At 74.3% G+C, this 20,489-nt stretch carries 22 protein-coding genes and 1 pseudogene; 9 read left to right on the top strand and 14 right to left on the bottom strand.

The genetic code is table 11. The features are described 5' to 3' along the window. The first annotated feature begins 245 nt into the window (after nt 1-245). Nucleotides 246-968, top strand: a complete 723-nt coding sequence (locus ACGFSC_RS29355; RefSeq protein ID WP_359901929.1) for a hypothetical protein — start codon at nt 246-248, stop codon at nt 966-968. A 516-nt stretch (nt 969-1,484) separates the two neighbouring features. Here ACGFSC_RS29355 and ACGFSC_RS29350 read toward each other — a convergent pair. The 3 genes and pseudogenes from ACGFSC_RS29350 to ACGFSC_RS29340 all read right to left on the bottom strand — a co-directional run. Next, nucleotides 1,485-1,586, bottom strand: a pseudogene (locus ACGFSC_RS29350) (NmrA family NAD(P)-binding protein); the annotation flags it as partial. Between the two features lie 42 nt (nt 1,587-1,628). Beyond that, nucleotides 1,629-2,210, bottom strand: coding sequence for a hypothetical protein (locus ACGFSC_RS29345; protein ID WP_359901926.1), 582 nt, complete (start codon nt 2,208-2,210; stop codon nt 1,629-1,631). A 59-nt stretch (nt 2,211-2,269) separates the two neighbouring features. After that, the gene (locus ACGFSC_RS29340) at nt 2,270-3,256 is read right to left on the bottom strand and encodes a zinc-binding dehydrogenase (RefSeq protein ID WP_359901923.1); all 987 of its coding nucleotides are present in this window, start codon (nt 3,254-3,256) and stop codon (nt 2,270-2,272) included. Between the two features lie 109 nt (nt 3,257-3,365). Between ACGFSC_RS29340 and ACGFSC_RS29335 the strand changes: the two genes are divergently transcribed. Further along, on the top strand, nt 3,366-3,701 hold the full coding sequence (locus ACGFSC_RS29335; protein ID WP_359901920.1) for a helix-turn-helix domain-containing protein: 336 nt from the start codon (nt 3,366-3,368) through the stop codon (nt 3,699-3,701). A gap of 106 nt (nt 3,702-3,807) precedes the next feature. On the opposite strand, the gene ACGFSC_RS29330 is transcribed toward ACGFSC_RS29335, so the two are convergent. The 3 genes from ACGFSC_RS29330 to ACGFSC_RS29320 form a co-directional block, all read right to left on the bottom strand. Beyond that, nucleotides 3,808-5,598: a hypothetical protein gene (locus tag ACGFSC_RS29330; protein ID WP_359901917.1), complete on the bottom strand. Its 1,791-nt coding sequence runs from the start codon at nt 5,596-5,598 to the stop codon at nt 3,808-3,810. Nucleotides 5,599-5,724: 126 nt separating this feature from the next. Further along, nucleotides 5,725-6,312, bottom strand: a complete 588-nt coding sequence (locus tag ACGFSC_RS29325; protein ID WP_359901914.1) for a hypothetical protein — start codon at nt 6,310-6,312, stop codon at nt 5,725-5,727. Between the two features lie 119 nt (nt 6,313-6,431). Then, nucleotides 6,432-7,199, bottom strand: coding sequence for a CDP-alcohol phosphatidyltransferase family protein (locus tag ACGFSC_RS29320; RefSeq protein WP_359901911.1), 768 nt, complete (start codon nt 7,197-7,199; stop codon nt 6,432-6,434). A 385-nt stretch (nt 7,200-7,584) separates the two neighbouring features. Between ACGFSC_RS29320 and ACGFSC_RS29315 the strand changes: the two genes are divergently transcribed. Together ACGFSC_RS29315 and ACGFSC_RS29310 are read left to right on the top strand one after the other, a co-directional pair. After that, the gene (locus ACGFSC_RS29315; RefSeq protein WP_359901908.1) at nt 7,585-8,163 is read left to right on the top strand and encodes an NUDIX domain-containing protein; all 579 of its coding nucleotides are present in this window, start codon (nt 7,585-7,587) and stop codon (nt 8,161-8,163) included. A 122-nt stretch (nt 8,164-8,285) separates the two neighbouring features. Beyond that, the gene (locus tag ACGFSC_RS29310; protein ID WP_359901905.1) at nt 8,286-8,975 is read left to right on the top strand and encodes an HAD family hydrolase; all 690 of its coding nucleotides are present in this window, start codon (nt 8,286-8,288) and stop codon (nt 8,973-8,975) included. 26 nt (nt 8,976-9,001) lie between these two features. On the opposite strand, the gene ACGFSC_RS29305 is transcribed toward ACGFSC_RS29310, so the two are convergent. The 5 genes from ACGFSC_RS29305 to ACGFSC_RS29285 all read right to left on the bottom strand — a co-directional run bounded on the left by ACGFSC_RS29305 (nt 9,002) and on the right by ACGFSC_RS29285 (nt 12,612). Next, nucleotides 9,002-9,727 carry a YidC/Oxa1 family membrane protein insertase gene (locus ACGFSC_RS29305; protein WP_359901902.1) on the bottom strand — a complete coding sequence of 242 codons (726 nt, stop codon included), beginning with the start codon at nt 9,725-9,727 and terminating at the stop codon, nt 9,002-9,004. An 82-nt stretch (nt 9,728-9,809) separates the two neighbouring features. Continuing rightward, complete coding sequence (locus tag ACGFSC_RS29300) at nt 9,810-10,130, bottom strand: DUF6412 domain-containing protein (protein WP_359901899.1); 321 nt, start codon at nt 10,128-10,130, stop codon at nt 9,810-9,812. Nucleotides 10,131-10,198: 68 nt separating this feature from the next. Beyond that, the gene (locus ACGFSC_RS29295; RefSeq protein ID WP_359901897.1) at nt 10,199-10,483 is read right to left on the bottom strand and encodes a hypothetical protein; all 285 of its coding nucleotides are present in this window, start codon (nt 10,481-10,483) and stop codon (nt 10,199-10,201) included. 236 nt (nt 10,484-10,719) lie between these two features. Next, nucleotides 10,720-12,195: a hypothetical protein gene (locus ACGFSC_RS29290; protein ID WP_359901895.1), complete on the bottom strand. Its 1,476-nt coding sequence runs from the start codon at nt 12,193-12,195 to the stop codon at nt 10,720-10,722. Between the two features lie 3 nt (nt 12,196-12,198). Then, on the bottom strand, nt 12,199-12,612 hold the full coding sequence (locus ACGFSC_RS29285; RefSeq protein ID WP_359901892.1) for a hypothetical protein: 414 nt from the start codon (nt 12,610-12,612) through the stop codon (nt 12,199-12,201). A 137-nt stretch (nt 12,613-12,749) separates the two neighbouring features. On the opposite strand from ACGFSC_RS29285, the gene ACGFSC_RS29280 reads away from it, so the two are divergent. Then, on the top strand, nt 12,750-13,034 hold the full coding sequence (locus tag ACGFSC_RS29280; RefSeq protein ID WP_359901889.1) for a type II toxin-antitoxin system Phd/YefM family antitoxin: 285 nt from the start codon (nt 12,750-12,752) through the stop codon (nt 13,032-13,034). Between the two features lie 34 nt (nt 13,035-13,068). After that, nucleotides 13,069-13,449 carry a type II toxin-antitoxin system VapC family toxin gene (locus ACGFSC_RS29275; RefSeq protein ID WP_359901886.1) on the top strand — a complete coding sequence of 127 codons (381 nt, stop codon included), beginning with the start codon at nt 13,069-13,071 and terminating at the stop codon, nt 13,447-13,449. Here the strand turns inward: ACGFSC_RS29275 and ACGFSC_RS29270 are convergent. Together ACGFSC_RS29270 and ACGFSC_RS29265 are read right to left on the bottom strand one after the other, a co-directional pair. Continuing rightward, on the bottom strand, nt 13,436-14,038 hold the full coding sequence (locus ACGFSC_RS29270; protein WP_359901883.1) for a hypothetical protein: 603 nt from the start codon (nt 14,036-14,038) through the stop codon (nt 13,436-13,438). The genes ACGFSC_RS29275 and ACGFSC_RS29270 overlap by 14 nt on opposite strands. A gap of 55 nt (nt 14,039-14,093) precedes the next feature. Then, nucleotides 14,094-15,170: a Gfo/Idh/MocA family oxidoreductase gene (locus ACGFSC_RS29265; RefSeq protein WP_359901880.1), complete on the bottom strand. Its 1,077-nt coding sequence runs from the start codon at nt 15,168-15,170 to the stop codon at nt 14,094-14,096. Between the two features lie 287 nt (nt 15,171-15,457). Here ACGFSC_RS29265 and ACGFSC_RS29260 point away from each other — a divergent pair, with 287 nt between their 5' ends. From ACGFSC_RS29260 to ACGFSC_RS29250, 3 genes are all read left to right on the top strand, one after another. Next, on the top strand, nt 15,458-16,237 hold the full coding sequence (locus ACGFSC_RS29260; protein ID WP_359901877.1) for an HAD-IIA family hydrolase: 780 nt from the start codon (nt 15,458-15,460) through the stop codon (nt 16,235-16,237). Nucleotides 16,238-16,478: 241 nt separating this feature from the next. Next, a complete protein-coding gene (locus tag ACGFSC_RS29255; RefSeq protein ID WP_359901874.1) occupies nt 16,479-17,207 on the top strand; it encodes a uracil-DNA glycosylase in 729 nt (242 codons plus the stop codon). A gap of 187 nt (nt 17,208-17,394) precedes the next feature. After that, nucleotides 17,395-18,453, top strand: a complete 1,059-nt coding sequence (locus ACGFSC_RS29250) for a glycoside hydrolase family 6 protein (protein ID WP_359901871.1) — start codon at nt 17,395-17,397, stop codon at nt 18,451-18,453. 44 nt (nt 18,454-18,497) lie between these two features. Here the strand turns inward: ACGFSC_RS29250 and ACGFSC_RS29245 are convergent, their stop codons facing one another. Next, entirely contained in the window at nt 18,498-20,429 is a 1,932-nt protein-coding gene (locus ACGFSC_RS29245; RefSeq protein ID WP_392864145.1) for a galactose oxidase-like domain-containing protein, read from the bottom strand. Nucleotides 20,430-20,489: the final 60 nt, after the last annotated feature.

Raw genomic sequence — 20,489 nt, 5'->3', positions numbered from 1 at the left:
GGCCTCCCTCGGGCCCGGTCCGGCTCCCGTCCGGCTCGCGTCTGGGCCCGACCTGTCCGGGGCCGCCGCGCCCGACCTGTCCGGGGCCGCCGCGCCCGACCCGTCCGGGGCCGCGACGCACCGCCCGTGCGCGGCCCCGCCCACTCGGACGGGTCAGGAGCTGTCGCTGTGGAGCGCGATGTTGCCAAGCATGGGGACGTACGGGCCCCTCGGCCGCCGAACACCGACCAGGAGAGGGATCCTCGGTGCGTGAACTCCACAGTCCCCCCAGCCACGGCCCCGGCCACCGTCCGCTGCCGGGGCGTCCGCCGCTCGGCCGTTCCCAGGGCGGCGACCGGCGACCTGGCCGCAGCTGGACCCCGCAGCGCACGATCGCGCTGATCGCGGCGGCGTCCGGCGCCGTCGTGCTGGTGGCCTGCAGCAGCAGCTCGTCGGGCACGTCGGCCGGCTCGCCGTCCGCCACCCTGCCCAACGCCAGCGCCTTCTCCGGCGAGCCGCCCTCCGCCATCGCCTCCGCCGCGCAGTCGCTGCTGGCCTCGGCGTCGGCCGCGGCGGTCTCGGCGTCGGCGGCCGCCTCCGAAGCCGCCGCCTCCCTCTCCGCGGCGGCGTCCTCCTTCCAGGCGTCCGTTTCGGCGCAGCAGGCCGCGACCCGGGAGAAGGCCGCCTCGGTGCTCAGCGGGGTGACGGACGGCGGCAACGCGCTGAACGACGTCACCATCACCGGCCTTCCCCGGCAGAGCACCGGCGGCCTGCACGCCGTGGTCGTCACGATCCAGAACCCGGGGCCCAATGCGGCCTCCTACGCGGTCCAGGTCGACTTCACCGACTCCAGCGGCAAGGCCGTGGACAGCTCGATCGTCGGCGCCGAGAACGTCCCGGCGAACGGCAAGGCCCAGCCCGTCGCCTTCAGCCGGCAGCCGGCCGACCAGCCGTTGACGCCCGTGGTGGTCAAGGCCGTCCGCTACTGACGTCCACGGTGCGGCCCGACAGCCCGACAGCCCGACAGCCCGACAGCCCGACAGCCCGACAGCCCGACGGCCCGGCACGCGGCCGCCGGGCTGCCGGAAGTCCGCCGCGCGATCCCGCACCCGGTCGCGGACGTCGCGCGGCGGACGCCCGAGCACCTCCCGCACGGTGCCGGTCACCCGCTCCCGCTCCCGCTCCCGCTCCCGCTCCCGCGTGAACGACGCCCAGGCGCGCAGCCGGGCGTCCGCGAAGTCGATCGCCCGGACGAAGGTCCGGTCCAGGCCCGAGTGCCGGATCAGCCGCTCGATCTCCTGGTGGAAGACCACGGCCGGCTCGTCGTCGGCGAGGTCCGCCACGTCCGCCGACAGGTGGACGACCCGCCGGGGGCGCCGGGCGATCAGCTCCACCACCCGGGGCCGCACGGGCAGCCCGGGCCACATCAGGTACACCGCCTCCACCCGGCCGGCCGGCGCGGGCCCCAGGCCCTCGGGCTCCGCGGGCAGTACGGTCTTCGCGGCATCGCGCACCAACGCCCGTACCGCGTGGCCGCCTTCGACCAGCGCGGCCACAACGCGCCTGCCCGCACTGCCGGTTGCGCCGATCACCAGAATCTCGGTCATGCCCGGCCCAACGCCGACCGGGCGGGGGGCTGTGCCCGGGGACTACCAGCCGTGCTCCACCGGCCCGACGGGTGCCAGCCCGACCTGCCGGGCCAGCCACTCGGCGCGCTCGACGTCGCCCTGGCGGAAGTGGATGAACAGGGTGTGGTCGTCCGCGGGCCGGTCGAAGTCGACGTTGTCGCTGCTGAGGGCGATCTGGACACCGGCGTCCTTGGCGCGGACGTCCAGGCCGAGTTCGGGGGCGGCCGGCCAGGCGAAGCCGCCCCAGGACAGTGAAGCGGGCGAGGAGCCGAGGAGGGCGAGGAACCTGTCCTCGATCGACCCGGCGGGCCGCTCGTCCAGATGGAACGCGAACGGGGCCAGTGCATCCACCCGGGGATCGCCCGCCGCCAACAGCCGTCGGAGCTCGTCGGTCCCGACGTTCCGCTCCTGGCCGCCCGGGTGCACGTGGTCGGGAAAGGCCTCGAACAGCCGCCGGGCCTCCGCCGCCGTGAGCTCGTCCGCGTACGCGTTCGCCTCCGTCGAGCGCCGGTGCACGGTGATGCCCAGCAGCCGTTGGGCGGCGTCGTGGGCGACCCACCGGTTGGTGGTGCGCAGGACCGGAAGGACGTGCGAGGTGCTCATGGCGGTGAGTCAAACAGACCGGGCACGGAGCGTCATGCGGATTCTCCGGGCGGCCGGGCTCAGCCGCCGACGCGCACTACGTACTTGCCGGTCGCCAGCCCGTCCTGCATGGCGTCGTGGGCGGCCGGGACGGCGTCGAGGCCGGGCAGTTCGGTGACCGGCAGTGCGAGGCCCCCGTCGGCGAGCAGGTCGAGGACCCGGCGGATGGCGCGGGCCAGCCGCTCGGGGGCGGTGGCGGCCAGGCCGCGGTGGCTGAAGCCGGTGACGGTCAGGTTGCCCGCCATCAGGCGGCCGAGCGGGGGCAGGTCGGCGACGGTGCCGCCGCCCGCGTTGCCGAACAGCACGATCCGCGCGCCGGGCGCGGCCACGGCGAGGTCGAGGTCGAGTGCCGCGGTGCCCAGCGGGTCGAGCACCAGGTCGACGCCCCGGCCGCCGGTGGCGGCGCGAATCGCCTCGGCCGCTTCGTCGGAACGGGCGAAGGCGTGGTCGTAGCCGGAGGCGATCGCCGCAGCGGCCTTCTCCGGCCGGCCGACCGTGCCGATCAGCCGACCGCCGCCGAGCAGCGGGACGAGCCGGGCGACGGCGTTGCCGATCCCGCCGCCCGCCGAGTGGACGAGGACGGTGTCCCCGGCGGTGAAACGGCCCGCGTCGGTCAGCAGCAGCACCGAGGTGGCCAGGCCCAGCGGGACGGCGGCGGCCTCGCGCAGCGCCACCGCGTCCGGGAGTGGCACGGTGAGCGCGGCCTCCGCGACCACCACCTCGGCCAGGCCGGCGCCGACCGGCGCGGCGACCACGCGGTCGCCCACCGCCGGTCCGGTGACGCCCGCGCCGAGCGCGCGGACCGTGCCGGAGACCTCCTTGCCGGGCAGGTACGGCCAGTCGGCGGCGTACGCGGCGTCCCCGCGGCGGGTCATCACGTCCACGAAGTTCAGTCCGGCGTAGGCGACGTCGATCGCCACCTGCCCCGGTCCGGGGTGCGGCGCCGCGATCTCCTGGATCCGCGAATTCTCGGCTCCACCGGGTGCGGTCATCACCAGTGCGCGCATGTCGGTCCCCCTCGACTACGATGTTCGACGAACGACGAAATTGGTGCGGGTCAGTGGTACCACGCCGTTTCCATGGATGTCGAACATCGCAGATCGGAGAGGTCGACCCATGCCCCGCAGCACCCGCCGCCGACCGGCGCTCGCGCACCCCGCGACCGAGGAGATCGACCTCTTCGACGTCCTGCACGCGCTCTCCGACCCCACCCGGATGACCATCGTCCGCATCCTGCGCACCGAGCCCGAGCGGGCCTGCGGCACCTTCCCGGTGGACGTCGCGCCCTCCACCCTGAGCCACCACTTCAAGGTGCTGCGCGAGTCCGGCCTGATCGCCCAGCGCGAGGAGGCCAACCGGCGCTTCTCCGCCCTGCGCACCGTCGACCTGGAGCGGCGCTTCCCCGGCCTGCTCGACACCGTGCTCGCCGCGCACGCCCGTACGGCGCCCTAGCGGCCGGGGCGCGCTCGGCGCCTGCCCGGCGTCGGGCGTTCGGTGCCTGCCCGGCGTCGGGCGTTCGGTGCCTGCCCGGTCCCGGTCCCGAGCGTCCGGCGCCCGCTCAACGCCGGTGCCAGACGGCCCAGTTCTGCCCGGCGTCGAACCGCTCGACGTACCAGTCGGCGGGGTGCCCGGGCCAGTAGGCCTCCGGCGGCCTCCCCGCCTCGGGCAGCGGGAGGACCATGACGTTCGCCTCCGCCGGGACGGGCTGCCAGCGGGGGTCGCGGAACCAGACCCGACCGCGGTAGACCTCGAAGGTCTGGGTGGCGCGCAACGCCCAGTCGACGTCCCAGGCGAACACCACGTTGTCGTCCGCGGTGATCCCGGAGGCGCGGGTGAAGCCGGTCGCCAGGCCCTCGCGCCCCACCGCGTGCGGCCGGGCGACCTGCGCGGTGATGGTCGAGGTCGCGAAGGCGGCGAACAGCGCCAGCGAGACGCCGAGCGCCCCGAGCACCCGGCGCCCCCCGCTGTTGCGGACCAGCACCACCGTGCCGAGCGCGAACACCACGGCGGCGCAGGTGCGGGGCAGGTCGATCCGGCCCCAGTCCGCGGCCAGGAACGAGACGTCGGGCAGGGTCCAGGGGATGAACATCGACGTGTGCAGCCGCTCGCCGGCCTCCAGCGCCACGACCCCGGCGAGCAGCGGGACGAGCCCGGCCGCCACCGCCGCCGTCCGGACCAGTGCCCGGCGCCCGTACCCGGCGAGCACCGCGACGCCCGCCACGAAGGCCGACGGGACGAGGCAGGAGGTGTAGCGGGCGTACACCCAGTCGTCGACCCGGCCGTCCAGCGGCAGCGCGGCGGAGGCGGCCAGGGCCGTGCCGAACAGCAGCGCCACCAGCACGCCGCCGGTGATCCGCAGCGCCCGCGGCGGGCGGCGGTCGAACACCGCGCCCAGGCAGGCGACGACGGCGAGCCCGCCGATCCCCCAGGTGGAGGCGATGAAGTACCAGACCTGGCCGGCGGCCCGGGCGAGGGTCTGCAGGGCTATCGCCGGATCGGTCAGGCCCTTCCAGAGGGAGCCGCCGACATCGCTGTCCGGGACGGTGAACTGCGCGTGCAGCCAGGCCGACAGCAACTCGGCGCCGAGCACGCCGAGGCCGAGTGCCGCGAGCCCGGCCGCCGTGGCGCGCCACGGCGCCCGGCGCAGCAGCAGCACGCCGAGGAGGACGGCGGCGGTCAGTGCGACCACCACGCCGCCGCGGTCGTGCACCGCCATCGCGTAACCGGCCGACGCCCCCGCCCCGACGGCGTGCCAGGTGCGGCGCCGCAGCGGGCCGTCTGCCAGCCAGCCGTGCAGGCAGAGCAGCCAGGCGAGCACCAGGACGGGCAGCACGGCGTCGGTCATCACGAACTGCGAGTAGAAGACCACCGGCGGCAGCAGCGCGGTCGCGGCGCCGAAGGCGTACGAGCGGCGGCGGTTCAGGCCGAGGCGGCGCAGTGCGACGTAGGCGAGCGGGAGGACCAGCGCGTTGACGGCGGCGTTGACGCCCATGACCAGGTGGTAGGCGGTCGCCGGGTCGTCGGCCAGGCGCAGGGCGGGGGAAATCAGCAGGGGGTAGCCGCCGGGGACGACCACGCCGACCGGGATCTCGGTCGCCGAGCCGCCGGCCAGCACCCGGGCCAGGGCGAGATAGGAGTCCTCGTCGGGGTGGACCGACGGGAAGCTCATGGACCGGACGAGGACGAGCCGGAACAGCAGCTCGGCGAGGTAGCCGGCGAGCAGCACGGCGGCGGGCCGGGTGGCGGCCGTCCGGACGGCGGCGGCGCGGGCGGTGGCGAGCAGGGCCGGGGCGGGCCGGTCCTGGGCGGGCCGGGGAGGGTGCGGCCGGGTCGTCGTGCGGGGTGGCATGGAGTGCCCCCTTCTGTCGGACTGTCGGACGACTGTATATGTCGATGGACTGCATATGTAGTCCGACTGGTTCCGAAGAAGCGGGTGGTGCCCGTGGTGCCCGTAGTGCCCGTGGTGCCCGTGATGTCAGGGGTGGCGGCGGTGGCGGCGGTGGTACGACACGGTGACGGCCGCCAGCAGCGGTGCCCAGGCGACGGTCGGCAGATAGAGGAAGCCGACCAGGAAATGGCCGCGCGGAGTCATGTCCGTCCCCGGGACGGCCCACCACGCGGCGAACGGCGTCCACAGCACGGCCAGGCCGGCGGCGCCGGCCGAGGCCGCGACGACCACCGCGCGCGGGTCGACCGGGCGGCCGCCGAGGAACGGGACCCAGCGCGGCGGCACCGTGCCCCACGGGCGGACCAGCCCGATCGTGAGCAGGGCGAGCGCCTCGGTGATCACGCTCAGGAAGACCGGCCACACCGCGCCCCACCCGGCGAAGCCCATCGCCCGGTAGCCCGCCCCGGTGTACCCGCCGTGCCAGCCCGCCACCAGCCCGAGCCGCCACAGCCCGGCCGGCAGCGCGGTGACGGCGGCGAGGTGGGCGGCGCGCACGGCCCAGCGGGGCGGGGCGGGAACGGCGGCGATGGCGGCAGTGGCGGGGGCGGTGGTAGCGGCGATGGCCGCAGCGGTGGCGGCGGGGGCGGTGGCCGCGGCGGGCGGGGGCGTCGTCATGCCCTCACCCTCCCGCCCGGCGCAGGCCCGCCGCGTCCGCCCGGCGACGGTCTCGGCGCCGGTCCCTCCCCCGGGCGGGGGAGGGGCGCGTCAACCCGCCGTGGATGCGCCCCGGCCGCTCAGCGCAGCCGCGAGGAGGACAGGATCGACGCCAGGTGCGCGACCACCATGCCCCAGGTGATCACCGTGATGCCCGCGAGCGTCCACCGGGTGGCGTCAAGGTTGCCGAGCCCGGCGTCCACCACGGCCGCCGCCAGCAGCACCAGCGAGGCCTCGATGCCGTTCGTCACCCGGTGGATCTTGAACAGCGAGGCGACCTTGCGGGCCGTCGCGATGCCCTGGGAGCGCGGCTGCGTCGACTCCTCGGTGGCCGGAAGCTGCCCGCTCCGGGCCCGGGCCACGTCCACCAGGTCCGTCGAGGCCTTGAGCAGCACCACGCCCAGCGCGGCCGCCAGCCCCGCCGACACCCACAGCTCCGAGCCGCCGCGCGCCGCCCGTACGCCCGCGCCGATCATCAGCGCGGCGTCCGCCAGGTAGGCGCCGAGCCGGTCCACGTACACCCCGGCCATGCTGAACTGGCGCTTCCAGCGCGCCACTTCGCCGTCCACGCAGTCGAACAGCAGGAACAGCTGGAACAGCACGACGGCCAGCGCCGCACCGGTCACGCCCGGGATCAGCAGGGCCGCGCCGCCGCCGACCCCGCACACCACCATCACCCAGGTGAGGGTGTTCGGCGACACCGAGGTGCGCACCAGCTGCCGGGTGGTCCGCAGCGAGACGGCCCGCATGTACAGCCGGCCCGCCCAGTGCTCGCCGTTGCGGCTCTGAAGCTTGGCCTGCGGCTGGCACACCTCGCGCAGCTCGGCGAGCGCCGGAGCAGCCACCATGACGACATCCCTCCACCTGTCCCGAAACGATCACCACAGGCTACGGCCTCCGGGGAAACGCCCGGACCAGCCGGTATGCCGCCGGCGGTACGGGAGGTGTCCTCCGGGGGAACGTCTGCCGCGGACGTCCGCGGGCCGGGTGCGGCCCGCGCGGGTACGGGCCCGCGCGGGCGGCGCTGGGCGCGTGCGGGCGTCGGTGGCCGCGTGCGGCCCGCGGGGAAAACCGGTGGGCCGCCCGAGCGCCCCCGGGCTAGGCTGCGCGGGTTCGCCGGAACCCGAAGCCCCGGGGCCGAACGCCCGCCCCGACCTCCCGCTCCCGCACGCCGGTTGACGCGGTCCGCGCGGCCCGCACGGTCTCCCGGAACGGAACGAGGAGCGCAGACCCATGGTGACCACGGGCAGCCCGTCACAGAGCCCCGACCTGGCCCGACTGCTGGACGACCACCGCCCGCAGGGCCCGGTGGAGACCGCCGACCACGAGCGGGCCCGCCGCCTCCTCGGCGTCGCCGACGCCTGGAACAGAAGCACCTTCCCGCTGCACTTCACCGCCTCCGCCCTGATCGTCCACCCGCCGACCCGCCGTGTCCTGCTGCGCTGGCACGTCCGCCAGCAGGCCTGGCTGCACGTCGGCGGCCACGGCGACCCGGGGGAGACCCGGCCGCTGGACATCGCCCTGCGCGAAGGCCTGGAGGAGACCGGCCTGACCGACCTCACCCCCTGGCCCGGCCCCGCCCTCGTCCACCTCGCCGTGGTGCCCGTCCCCGCCTCGCCCGCCGAACCCGCGCACGAGCACGCCGACCTGCGCTTCCTGCTGGCCACCGACACCCCGGAGCAGGCCCGGCCGGAGAACCCGGCGTCCCCGCTGGAGTGGCTCACCGTCGAGGAGGCCGGGCGGCGGACCACCGAGGAGAACCTCCGCGAGACCCTCCACCGCGCCGCCCGCCTGCTGCCGCCCGCCGCCTGACCGGCCTCCACCGCGCCCTTTCCCGCAGCCCTTCCCTGCCGTCCTTTCCCGCCGCCGTTCCGTGCTGCCGTTCCGTGCTGCCGTTCCCTGCCGCCCGACCGACTTCCCCTGGAGACCACCGGATGATGCACACCGACCAGACCCTGATCTTCGACGCCGACGACACGCTCTGGGAGAACAACGTCCTCTTCGAGCGGGTCATCGACGGCTTCCTGGACTGGGTCACCACCACCCCGGCCGAGCAGGAGCGCACCAGGGCCCTGCTGAACCGGATCGAGGCCGCCAACTCCGCCACCCTCGGCTATGGCGCCACCGTCTTCCGGCAGAGCCTCGCCGACTGCCTGGAGCAGCTCAACAGCCGCACCCCCACGGCCGCCGAGCAGGCCCGGATCGACGACCTGCTCACCCCGCTGACCAGCCGCGACGTCGAACTGATCCCCGGCGTCGCCGACACCCTGGCCGCCCTCGCCGACCGCCACCACCTGCTACTGCTCACCAAGGGCGACCAGCGCGAACAGCAGCGCAAGGTGGACGAGTCCACCATCGACCACCACTTCCGCGGCATCCACATCGTCGCCGAGAAGTCGGTCGACACCTACCGGCAGCTCACCGCCGACCTCGGCCTCGACCCCGGCCGGACCTGGATGATCGGCAACTCGCCCAAGTCCGACATCGCCCCCGCCCGCCGGGCCGGCCTGCGCACCGTCTTCATCCCGCACGAGCACACCTGGGTGCTGGAGCACGCGGAACTCGGCCCGGACGAGGCGACGCTGCAGCTCGGGACCTTCCCCGAGCTGCTGCGCCACTTCTGACGACCGGGCCGTCGGGCCATCACCCGTCAGGCCAGCAGCGCGGCCGCCGGCACCGGCGTGCCGTCCCGGTACAGCCAGGCCCGCTCGGCGGCCGACCAGACACCGGCCGTCAGCAGGTACAGCACGGCGGCCGCCGGCACCAGCGCCGCGAACAGCACCGACCCGAACGACAGGTACGGCAGCAGTCCCGCCCCCGGCTGCGGGGCGGGCTGCGCCGTCGCCGTCGCCGTCGCCGCTGCGGTCGCGGCCGCGGCCGTGCGTCGGGCCCGGCGGAAGTTGACGAACCCGACCGCCGCCAGCCCGGCGAACAGCACCCCGAACACCGCCCACTGCCCGACGCCGTGCGCACCCGTGACATGCAGGCCCAGCGGCACACCGAACAGGGTGTGGTCCAGCAGATCGTTCGGCGTGGTGAACAGGCGGTACATCACCGAGAAGAACGGCACCTGCACCAGCAGCGGCAGACACCCCGCGAACGGCGACACCTGCTCCTTGCGGTACATCTCGGCCAGCGCCTCCCGCAGCCGCTCCGGCCGGTCCTTGTGCTTCCTCTGCAGCGCGGCGACCTTCGGCGCCAGCCGCGCCCGGGCCTTCTCCCCGCGCGCCGCCGCCCGCGCCAGCGGGTGCAGCGCCAGCCGGACGGCGACGGTGAACAGGACGATGGCGAGCGCGGTCGGCACCAGGTGGGCGACAGTGGCGACGACGGCGTGCGCCAGGGCGACGGCCGGGTCGAGAACGGCGAGTACGGACATGGTGGAGCGAGCCCTCCGGGGTCTCAGGAATGAGTGAACGGCGGAGGACGGCTGCGAAGAACTGCCTACGGAAGGAGGGGGTTCACGCGGCCGCCAGGGCCGCCCCCGGCGCCCTCGGGCGTCGCCTGCCCCGGGCATCCGGATCACGCTGCGGAAGGAACGCCGTACCGAACGCCCGACGCCGCAGCACCCCGCTGCGCACCGCCGCCGGCGCCCGCGCCCCCAGCAGCCGCGCCCCGGCCAGCGCCCCGGCGACCGCCCCGGCCACCAGCGCCACGGCCGCGACGGCGGCCACCGACGCCAGCATTCCGCTGTCGGCCACCAACTCCCCGGTCAGCACCCGGAGCAGGCCCAGCAGCATCGCGACGACGGCCACGGCGCGCTCCCCCTCCCGGTGTCCCATCGGCTTCCTGACGTACCAGCAGGACGATCCTACGGCGCACCGGGTTCCCGCTCCATCGGGGAAATCCCCTACGGCGCGTCCGCCGCCTCCGCCCACACCCGCGTGCCCCCGTCCGCCTCCGTCGCCAGCCACACGGACTCCGCGAGGCGCTTGCTGTGCCCCGGCAGTGGTTCGGCGATGAAGGAGCCGTGCAGCAGCGGGCCCGCGCCTGCCGGGTCCGGCACCCCGGCCTGACGGAACCCCTCCGGAGTGTAGGAGCCGAAGCCGGTGGTGGAGCCCGGCGTCATCGCGATCCCCAGCTCCGCCAGGAACCCTTGCTCCGCACCCGGCGGCAGCCGGAACGAGAGGAACACCAGATCGTCCTGGAACCCCCTCAGGTACGACCACCGCACCTCACTTGCCGACGCGGGTGGCCGAATCCGTGAGAACTCCGTGACCTGCTCCAGGGAGACCGTCATCCACGACCCGGGCCGCCCGCTGTTCGGCGGAGGGTTCCGCTCAAGGTCCCGCACCCAGAGCCGAGCTCCCACCACGCAGGCGACCAGCACCAGCGGCAGGAGCAACACCCCCAGCAGCACCCGGCGCCGTCTCACCGGGTCTCCCTTCCCGGGTCGGTGACAGTGCCTTCACGGTCGGCACCCCGCTCACCGGAACCCGCCGGCTGCATGGGGGCACCACCGCTTCCGGCCCAGGTCATCGGGGTGCTTCGCCCGCTGATGTCGTATTCCTGGGCCAGGCCCGCCTGGTGCAGCTTCGCCATGTCGGCGTCCGTGACGTTCGTCCCCGCGATGTCGGTCGACTTGCCCTTGTCCCAGTTGTAGCGGTCCCACACGTTGACCTGGTAGCGAGTCGATACCACGGGCTTCCCGTCGGGACCGGGATTCACCGTGACGACGCCGGAGACGACGCAGCCCTGGCTGCCGATCGCGTGGAACCAGGCTGGCTGTTGCCTTCCGTCGAACGTGAAGTCGTTGTCTCGATTGCGCTGCGTTTCCACGGGGATGGCGACCGGCGAGCCACCGGCCTTCTGGTAGGCATCGAGCGCGGTCTGTCGCCACTCCGCCTCCCTGTCGGTCAGGAGCTTGTCGATGTGTGAGCGGAACTCGGGATCGTCGCGCAGCATGCGGTCCACGTCCACGGTGAGGGGCTCCCCGGTGTTGTCGAGGTAGTGCAGCATGTGACGCGCCGCGTCCTCGTTCTGGAAGACGGTGCCGCCCGCGACCAGTGCGTAGGCCTCCGCCTGGATCGCGTAGTCCTCAGCGCCGGGCTCACGGACGTGGTACGGCCCGGCGCCGTCGTTCGGTGCCCTCCACTCGTACTCCGTCGGTCCCAGGATCCCGGCCTTGATCAGGTTGTCCGCATCGGCCGAGAGCAGCCCGGCCCGTAGCGCGGGGTCGAGCGCGGCCCACCACGCCTTCCGAGCCTTGGGATCGGTGGGCATGCCCATGGCCGTCTCCAGATCGCTCAGGGCGTTGGCGGCCCCGTCCGGATGCGTCGCCGGGTCAACCTCCTCCGGGTTGAGCGCGCGCAGGGCCGCGGCCACGGCGTTGTCGGCCTCGGTGGCCGCCGTCAGTGCCGCGGTCATGTCCTGGACGTGGTGCTGCAGTTCGTCCCACTGCCGCTTCCGGTAGGCGATCGCCTCGGGGTCGTTGCGCTCCTCGGGCGGCAGGTCGGGCAGGGTGACCGTGCCGTCGTCGGCCACGGTCGCTCCGAGGGCCTCGGCGTCGCCGATCGCCCGCAGCAGCTTCTGCTGGGCCTCGGTGAAGGCCTTCCGGGCACGGTGCAGCGCGGCGGCGACGGCCAGCGCCTCGTAGTGGAAAGCGTGCAGTTCGTCGGCCAGGAAGCCGATCTCCCGTACGGCCTCATCGGCGGCCGCGCCGGTCCAGGGCCGGCTTCCGGCGGCCGGAGGCGCGTACGGGCCGCCGCCTCCCGAGAGGGGATGGAGCACACCGGACCGCAGCCGGCCGGCGAGGTGCTCCAGGTGGCCGGAGACGCCGTTCCAGGTGCCGCCCGCATGGTCGAGGGAGGTGAAGGAAGCGTGGCGGAGCAGGGCGAAGGTCACCATGGTTCACGGCCCCTTGAAGCCGGCCGCGGCGGAGCCGTCGGCCGCCCGGTAGCCGCGTGCGGTGGCGTCGAGGCGGTCCGCGGTCAGGCCGAGCCGGTTGTCGAGGCTGGTCCAGCGGGCCTTCCACCAGGTGAGCGCCTGCGACAGCGCGGGTCCGGTGGCGAATCCGCCGGCCAGAGCCTGGACCGCCGCGGCGGTGTCGGGTTCGACGCGGCCGACCGAGAACTGCAGCTCACCCCGGATCCGCCGCGATTCACCGGCGGCCTGCTGGAGTGCGGCCGGCTGGACCAGGACGGACGGGCCCGCGGCGCCCGTCCAGGGCCCGGCCGTGCGGGGCGGGCTGAACGGATCCTGTGGTGATGGCGCGTCCTGGCCGTAGAGCCAGGGATTCAGGTCCTTCTCGCTGGTTCCGGACACGACAGAAGCCCCCCTCTGTTCGAATGATCGGTGGTCGAACCTAGTCGATCGGGCGCGGGCGGGGGTGGGTTTCGGGGGAACGGGCGGGGGCCGTTCGGGGTGTAGCCAGGGGGGCTACGCGGGGCTACTTTGGAAGGGTGAAGACGATTACCCAGCGGGAGTTCCGGAACAACTCCGCCGCGGTGATGGACGCGGTGGAGGCGGGCGAGACCTTCCACATCACCAGGAACGGGGTCGAGGTCGCCGAGCTGCGGCCGGTGTCCGGGCGTCGGCGGCTCACGGCGGAGGAGCTGGTGGCGCGGCACGTGAAGCTGCCGCGGGTGGACCACCAGCAGATGCGCAAGGAGGCCGAGGAGTACTTCGGGCCCGAGGAACTGGTCGGGGACGAGGGAGACGACCCGTTCGAGCGGCGGCGTGGCTGAGCGCCGCAGGGCGTCCCGGAGGCGGCCGGCCGGGGTGCTGGACACCTGCGTCTACATCGACCTGGCGCTGCTCAACGCGTCCGACCTGCCGACGGTGCCGGAGCTGACCGCGATCACCTTCGCCGAGCTGCAGCAGGGCGTGTCGATGGCCCGGGACCCGGCCAGCCGGGCGGCCCGGCTGGAAGTGCTGGGCGCGGCGATGGCGGACTTCGACCCGCTGCCCTTCGACGCGGCGGCCGCCGCCCGCTACGGGACGCTGGTCACCCTCACCATCGCCGCCGGGCGGCAGCCGCGCCCGCGCCGGATAGACCTGATGATCGCCGCGGTCGCCTCGGCCCACGGGCTGCCGCTGTACACCCGCAACGTCGCGGACTTCCGGGGGCTGGGCTCGGCGGTGGAGGTCATCGGGGTGTGAGGGCGGCGGCCCCCTCCTGCTCGACCCGGTCGGCCAGGGCGGCCGCGTGCCGCAGTGCCACCGCCCGGTCCCGGGTGCGCAGCAGGACGGTGTTGCCCCCGCGCTTGTCCCGGTCGCTCCCCGCCTTGGCGGCGACGGCCCAGAGCGGGCGGCCGAGCAGTTGCAGGACGAGCCAGCGGAGCCCGGAGTCCAGGCCCACGAGCACGGCGTACGGAATGAGGACGATCAGTCCTTCGCCGCTGCCCGGATCGACGTTCCGGAACGGGTTGTAGTCGTTCAGCCGCTTCCGGGTCGCCCTGAACCGCCCGAGCCACACCACCGCGATCCGTACGGTCACGGCGTCCGGCCCGGTGACGTCGATGTAGCCGAGGGCGTCGGCTCCGGTCCGGCGGCCCTCCGCCCAGGCCGCCCGGTTCGCGGCGATGGAGGTGACCAGCTCGCGTTCGCGCGCCTCGGCCTGCTGCGCCTTCTGCCGCGCCTCGAACTCCGCGGTCCACGCGCTCTCGCGCTTCTTCTGTTCGGCGGACCACGCGCGTTCGCGATCGCGGCGCTCGTCGGCGTCGATCTGCCGCCCCCGTTGACTGCTCATCCGCTCATCGTAGGAGGCGAGTCCGTGGGGGCGGCAGGTTCCGGCGAGGCGTTCCTCAGCCCGGGCGGACCGCCGTCCCGGTCGCGGCGGAGGTGCGGGCGGCCTCCAGAACGGCCAGGGCGGCCACCGCGTCGCGCGGGTCGACGGGGGGCGGGGTGCCCGGGTCGGTCAGGGCGGCGGCGATGCCCGTGTAGAAGGCGGGGTAGTCGCCCGGGTCGGTGGGCAGTGAGATCGCGGACTCGTCGGTGCCGAGGGTGCCGTAGTGCGCGGGCCGGTCGGCGCCCCAGGGGTGGGTGCCGTCGGGGCGCAGGCCGGCCCGCAGGTCGGCCTCCTGCGGGTCCATGCCCGTCTTGACGTAGCCGGCGGTGTCGCCGAGGACCCTCAGCCGGGGCCCGATCAGCGGGGTGACGGCGCTGGTCCACAGGTGCGAACGGGTGCCGCAGGTGTGGGTGAGGGCGAGGAAGGCGTCGTCGTCCACCACCGCGCCGTCGCGCCGCACGTCGATCTCCGCGTACACCGTCTCGACCGGTCCGAACAGGGTGAGCGCCTGGTCGACCAGGTGGCTGCCCAGGTCGTACAGCGTGCCGCCGACCTCGGCCGGGTCGGCCAGCTCCCGCCAGCCCGGCTTGGGCTTGGGGCGGAAGCGCTCGAAACGGGACTCGAAGCGGTGCACCCGGCCGAGCGCGCCGCCGCGCACCAGCCGGGTCGCGGTGAGGAAGTCGCCGTCCCAGCGCCGGTTGTGGAAGACGGAGAGCAGGACGCCCCGCTCCTCGGCGAGCCGGCACAGCTCCCGCGCCTCGGCGGCGGTGCCGGCCAGCGGCTTGTCCACCACGGTGGCCAGGCCGGCCCGCAGCGCGGCGCGGGCGAGCGGCGCGTGGGTGCGGTTGGGCGAGGCGATGACGACCAGGTCGAGCGCGTCCGGGTCGGCGAGCAGCTGCTCGGGCGTGTCCACGGCGCGGGCGCCGGGGTGCTCGCTCGCCAGCTGGGCGCGCCGGTCCGGGTTGGCGGTGACCACGGCGTCCAGCCGCAGCCCCGGGGTGGTGGCGATCAGCGGCGCGTGGAACGCGGAGCCGGCCAGGCCGTAGCCGATCAGGCCGACGCGGAACGGGCCGGGTGTCGTCTTCGGGTTCATGCGCCTACTCAATCACGAGGTGCCCGATTGCTCCCGGTTCGGTGAACGGCGCCGGGGAGTGCGGAGGGCGCCCGGGCGGGAGGGCCGTCGGGGTGGGTCGTCGGGGTGGGTCGTCGGGGTGGGCGTCGGGCAGGTGGAAGCGGCAGGTGACGCGGGTGCGGGAGGCCGGGTCGGCGCCGGTCCGGTGGGCGGGACGTCCTGTTCCCGCACACCCGGGCGGATTAGGCTGTGCCGGGTCAGGGCCCTCGTACGACGCAAGACGCTGCAACACTTCGGGAGACACGCACGTGGCAGACCGCAAGCCCATCGAGTCCTGGCTGACCGACATGGACGGGGTCCTCATCCACGAGGGCACGCCGATTCCCGGGGCGGAGGAGTTCCTGCGCAAGCTGCGGGAGTCCGGCAAGCCGTTCCTGGTCCTCACCAACAACTCCATCTACACTCCGCGCGACCTCAGCGCCCGGCTGGCCGGGATGGGGCTGGAGGTGCCGGAGGAGTGCATCTGGACCTCCGCCCTGGCCACGGCCAAGTTCCTCAAGAGCCAGCGGCCGAACGGCACGGCGTACGTGATCGGCGAGGCGGGGCTCACCACCGCCCTGTACCAGGCCGGTTACGTGCTGACCGACAACAACCCCGACTACGTGGTGCTCGGCGAGACCCGCACCTACTCCTTCGAGGCGCTCACCAAGGCGATCCGCCTGATCAACCAGGGCGCCCGGTTCATCTGCACCAACCCGGACGAGACCGGCCCCTCCCCGGAGGGCGTGCTGCCGGCCACCGGATCGGTCGCGGCGCTGATCACCAAGGCGACCGGCGTCGAGCCGTACTTCGTCGGCAAGCCCAACCCGCTGATGATGCGCGAGGCGCTGAACACCGCCGGGGCCCACTCCGAGACGGCGGTGATGATCGGCGACCGGATGGACACCGACATCGTCGCGGGCATGGAGGCCGGCATGGAGACGATCCTGGTGCTCACCGGGCTGACCGCCGCGGCCGACGTGGAGCGGTTCCCGTACCGGCCGACCCGCGTGGTCCAGTCGATCGCGGACCTGGTCGAGCTGGTCTGACCTCCGCGGTGCTGTCGTGGGCCCCGTTCCGGCCGGTCGCCGGGGCGGGGCCGCTGCGTATCCGGGGGAGGCGTCGCGGCGTACCCGGGGCGGGGCCGCTGCGTACCCGGGGAGGGGGCGGGCGGGCGCCGGCCGGAGCCCGGAACCCGCTCCGCGGGCGTGAGTTGTCGGTGGGGCTGTGTAGCGTTCGGGGTGAAAGAGGGCGTGCGGCGCAGCAGCCGCGGTGTTGGAGGTAGATGTCGTGACGGACACGGTCGAGGCGGGCGTGGTCGAGGCCGGCGAGGGCGGCGGGCTGGAGCTGCCCGAGTCCTGGCGCGGGGTGCTGGGCGCCGAGACGGAGAAGCCGTACTTCGCGGAGCTGGCGGCCTTCGTGGCGGCCCAGCGCGCGGAGCACGAGGTGTTCCCGCCGAGCGGCCAGGAGTTCGCCGCGCTGGACGCCACCGCGTACGACAAGGTCCGGGTGCTCGTGCTCGGCCAGGACCCGTACCACGACAACGGGCAGGCCCACGGCATGAGCTTCTCGGTGCTGCCGGGCACCAGGACGCCGCCGTCGCTGCGCAACATCTTCAAGGAGCTGGACGCCGACCTGGGCATCCCCGCCCCGGACAACGGCTACCTGATGCACTGGGCCGAGCAGGGTGTGCTGCTGCTCAACGCGGTGCTCACGGTCCGCGCGCACGAGGCCAACTCGCACAAGGCGAAGGGCTGGGAGAAGTTCACCGACGCGGTGATCAAGGCGGTGAGCGACCGCGAGGAGCCCGTGGTCTTCGTGCTGTGGGGCAACTACGCGAAGAAGAAGCTGCCGCTGATCGACACCGCCAAGCACGTGGTGGTGCAGGGGGCGCACCCGTCGCCGCTGTCGGCGAAGCTGTTCTTCGGCAGCCGTCCGTTCTCGCAGATCAACGCGGCGCTGGACTCCTTCGGCGCCGAGGCCATCGACTGGCAGGTGCCGAACCTGAAGGAAGCGTGAGCCCCCGCCTGAGCGCCGCCGCGCGTTCCTGAGCACTTCCGGTCGCCGGTGGCCGTGGACCGGACGGGTTCGATGTCCCGTCCGCCCACGGCCACTTGGCGTTCACCGACGGTGGGAGTCGACCGGTGCCGGGTGTGCTTAGCTGGTGCCGACCGGTCGCCGGACCGGTCCCGGGGAGGAGCGGTACGTGCACGGGCTGGGGCGGGCAGGGGCGTTGCGCGGGGCCGTGGGGGCGCTGCTGGCCGGGGTGGTACTGGCGGCCGTGTCCGGCTGCAGCGGGTCGGACGGCGGCGAGCCGCGAACCGGGTCCGCTCCGTCCGCCGCGGGTACGGCCGACGGCGCGGCGGCGGGCGCGGGCTTCGCCCAGCTTCCCGGCCAGGCCTTCTACGTCTCCGACCGGACCAACGCCGCCCACCAGGTGTCCGCGCTGCGCGGGCAGGGCCGGACGGCGGAGGCCGACGAACTGCTGCGGATCGCCGCCCAGCCCTCCTCGCAGTGGCTCGGCGAGCAGGGCGCCGGGGAGATCGCCGAACAGGTGAGCCGACGGGCCGCCGAGGCGGGCCGGACGGCGGTCTTCGTCGCCTACGACATCCCGCACCGCGACTGCGGCCAGTACTCGGCCGGCGGCGCCCCCGACGCGGCCGCCTACCGCGCCTGGATCACCGGCGTCGCCCAGGCCCTCGGCGACCGCAAGGCCTGGGTGGTGCTGGAGCCGGACGCCGTCGCGCACACCCTGGACACCTGCGGGATCAAGGGCGACCTGGCCGCCGAGCGGTACGGCCTGCTGGCCTTCGCCGTCCAGGAGCTGAAGAAGAACCCGAACGCGCGGGTCTACCTGGACGCGGGCAACCCCGGCTGGGCGCAGGACCCGGAGGAACTGGCCACCGCCCTGCGCAAGTCGGGCATCGCGGCGGCGGACGGCTTCGCCGTGAACGTCGCCAACTTCTACGACACCGCGCGGAACGCGGCGTACGGCGCCAGGCTCTCCGCGGCCCTGGGCGGGAAGAACTTCGTCATCGACACCAGCCGCAGCGGCAACGGGGCCCTGGGCGGCGACTCCTGGTGCAACCCGCCCGGGCGCGCGCTCGGCGAGCGGCCGACCACCGAGACCGGCCGGCCCGGGGTGGACGCCTACCTGTGGATCAAGAACCCGGGGGAGTCGGACGGCGACTGCGGCCGGGGCGAGCCCCGGGCGGGCGAGTTCTGGCTGCCGTACGCGCTCGGGCTGGCGCGGGCGGCGCGCTGAGGCCGCCCGCGCCGGCCCGTGCGTGACCGCGCGGGCCGTTGCGGCTACGCGGTGACCTGGATCCAGCGGGCGACCGACGGGGTGCCGGCGGAGTCCGTCAGGAACAGCATGTACCAGCCCGGCGGCAGCAGGTCGGGGTTGCGGGGCAGGGTCAGCGAGACGCCGTCCGCCGTCCGCCCGGCGATGTCCAGGGCCACCGAGCGCTGTTCGACGTCCGTCACGTGGGTGACCGAACTCGGCCGGATCAGCCTGGCGCCGGCGACCGCCTCCGGCCGTGCGGTGCCGACGGCCAGCGTGCCGCCGAGCCCGGCCGCCTGCGGAACGGCACCGACCTGCGGGCGTTCGCCGTGGTACAGGTACGGCGGGGTGTAGATCTCGATGCGCTGCTCGAAGCCGCCCGGCCGGGTCTCGGCCTTGTCGGCGAAGAGCGGGTTGGAGCCCAGCACGGCGACCCGGCCGTCCGGCAGCAGGAGCGCCTCGGAGTGGTAGTCGCGGCCGACGGCCGGCTCGGCGGCGGTGCTGAAGCTGTTGGTGTCCGGGTGGTACACCTGCGCCTTGAGCAGGTCGCTGTCGCCCCGGCCGCGGTAGCCGCTGGAGCCGCCGGTGGTGAAGACGGTGTCGTCCGGGAGGATCACGCTGTTGAGGTAGCGGGTGCCGCCGGCCGGCAGGTCCGGGCCCGGGGTGAAGGCGGGTGCGGCGGAGGACAGGTCCGCGATGTCGGTGCGGGCCGTGGACAGCGGGGACTCGCCGACGCCACCGCCGCCGAGCACCATCACCTTCTGCGCCTGGGCGGGCGGCAGCAGCACGGATGAGGAGGTCTCGGTGAGGTTGGGGTCGCGCAGGCCGGGGACGGGCTGGAAGGCCCCGGTCGACACGTCCCACAAGCCGGGCTCGCGGCCCTTGTCGCCGGGGCCGTAGCCGCCGTTGGAGCCGGAGTAGAAGAGCTTGCCGGAGTCGGTCAGGAAGATCGCCGGGTAGGTCGGGAAGTAGTGGTCGGGGCCCTTGGACCAGGACTTGGTCCTCGGGTCGTAGACCTCGTTGTCGTTGCCGTTGAGGATCTCCCCGGTGTCGTCCAGGCCGGAGACGGTGACCACCCGGCCGTCGCCCAGCCCGGTCAGCGTCGGGTACCAGCGGGCGTGGGCCATGTCGGTGACCGGCTCGTAGAGCTCGGTGTCCGGGTTGAACTCGAAGGCGGAGCGGATGCCCTGGTACTCCTGCTTGTCCAGGGTGAGCTTCTCGTTCTGCCCGTACAGGTTGTGGGCGTCGGTGCCGCTCAGGCCCTTGATCCGGTACTGGGCGGGGGAGTCGGAGACGTAGTCCGGGCCCGGGCCGACCGCCTCCACGTACACCCGCTGCTCGCCGGCGGTGACCACGGTCTCGCGGCCGGAGCCGGTCTTGGTCGCGGCCGGGACGGTCACCGGGGCGGTGCTGGCGTACTCGTGGCCGTTCGGGGCGACGAAGACGGTGCCCGTGGGGAAGGTCCGGTCGCGCTCCGGGCTCTCGTTGCGCACCCGCATGATGCCGGCCGCCTTCTTCACGGCGGCGGCCAGCTTCTCGTAGCGCTGGGTGCCGCCGGCCACCAGGACGCGGCCGTCCGGCAGCGAGGTGTGGCCGCCGCAGAACATGTCGGCCGGGGTGGGGACCAGCTTGTAGGTGTTCGCGGCCGGGTCCCAGAGCAGGCTCTTGAAGGTGCCCGCGTTGAACTGCTTCTCGTCGTTGCCCGAGCCGGCCACGATCAGGACCTTGCCGGTGCGCAGCAGGGTCGCGTGCACGGCGTTGACCCGGAACTCGGCGGGCAGCGACAGGGTCTGCCAGTGGCCGTACTGCGCCTTGTACTCGGGGCGGTTGATCACGTAGTGGTGGTACTGCTCGGAGGCGAAGCCGAGGACGGCCGGAGCGTTCATCCCGGCCACGGTCAGCGCGACGGTGCTGCCGAGGGCGAGGCGCTTGGTGCGGCCGGCCTTGTGGATCTTCACGGTGGTGCTCCCCTCGGGAGGCGGTCGGGTGCCGGGCTGGGGGTCGGTGGGTGCTGTCCG

This window comes from Kitasatospora sp. NPDC048715, assembly GCF_043198905.1.
Taxonomy (GTDB): domain Bacteria; phylum Actinomycetota; class Actinomycetes; order Streptomycetales; family Streptomycetaceae; genus Kitasatospora; species Kitasatospora lactacystinica.
Note: the sequence above shows the minus strand (reverse complement) of the source record. Positions and strands in the feature narration are given on the sequence as shown.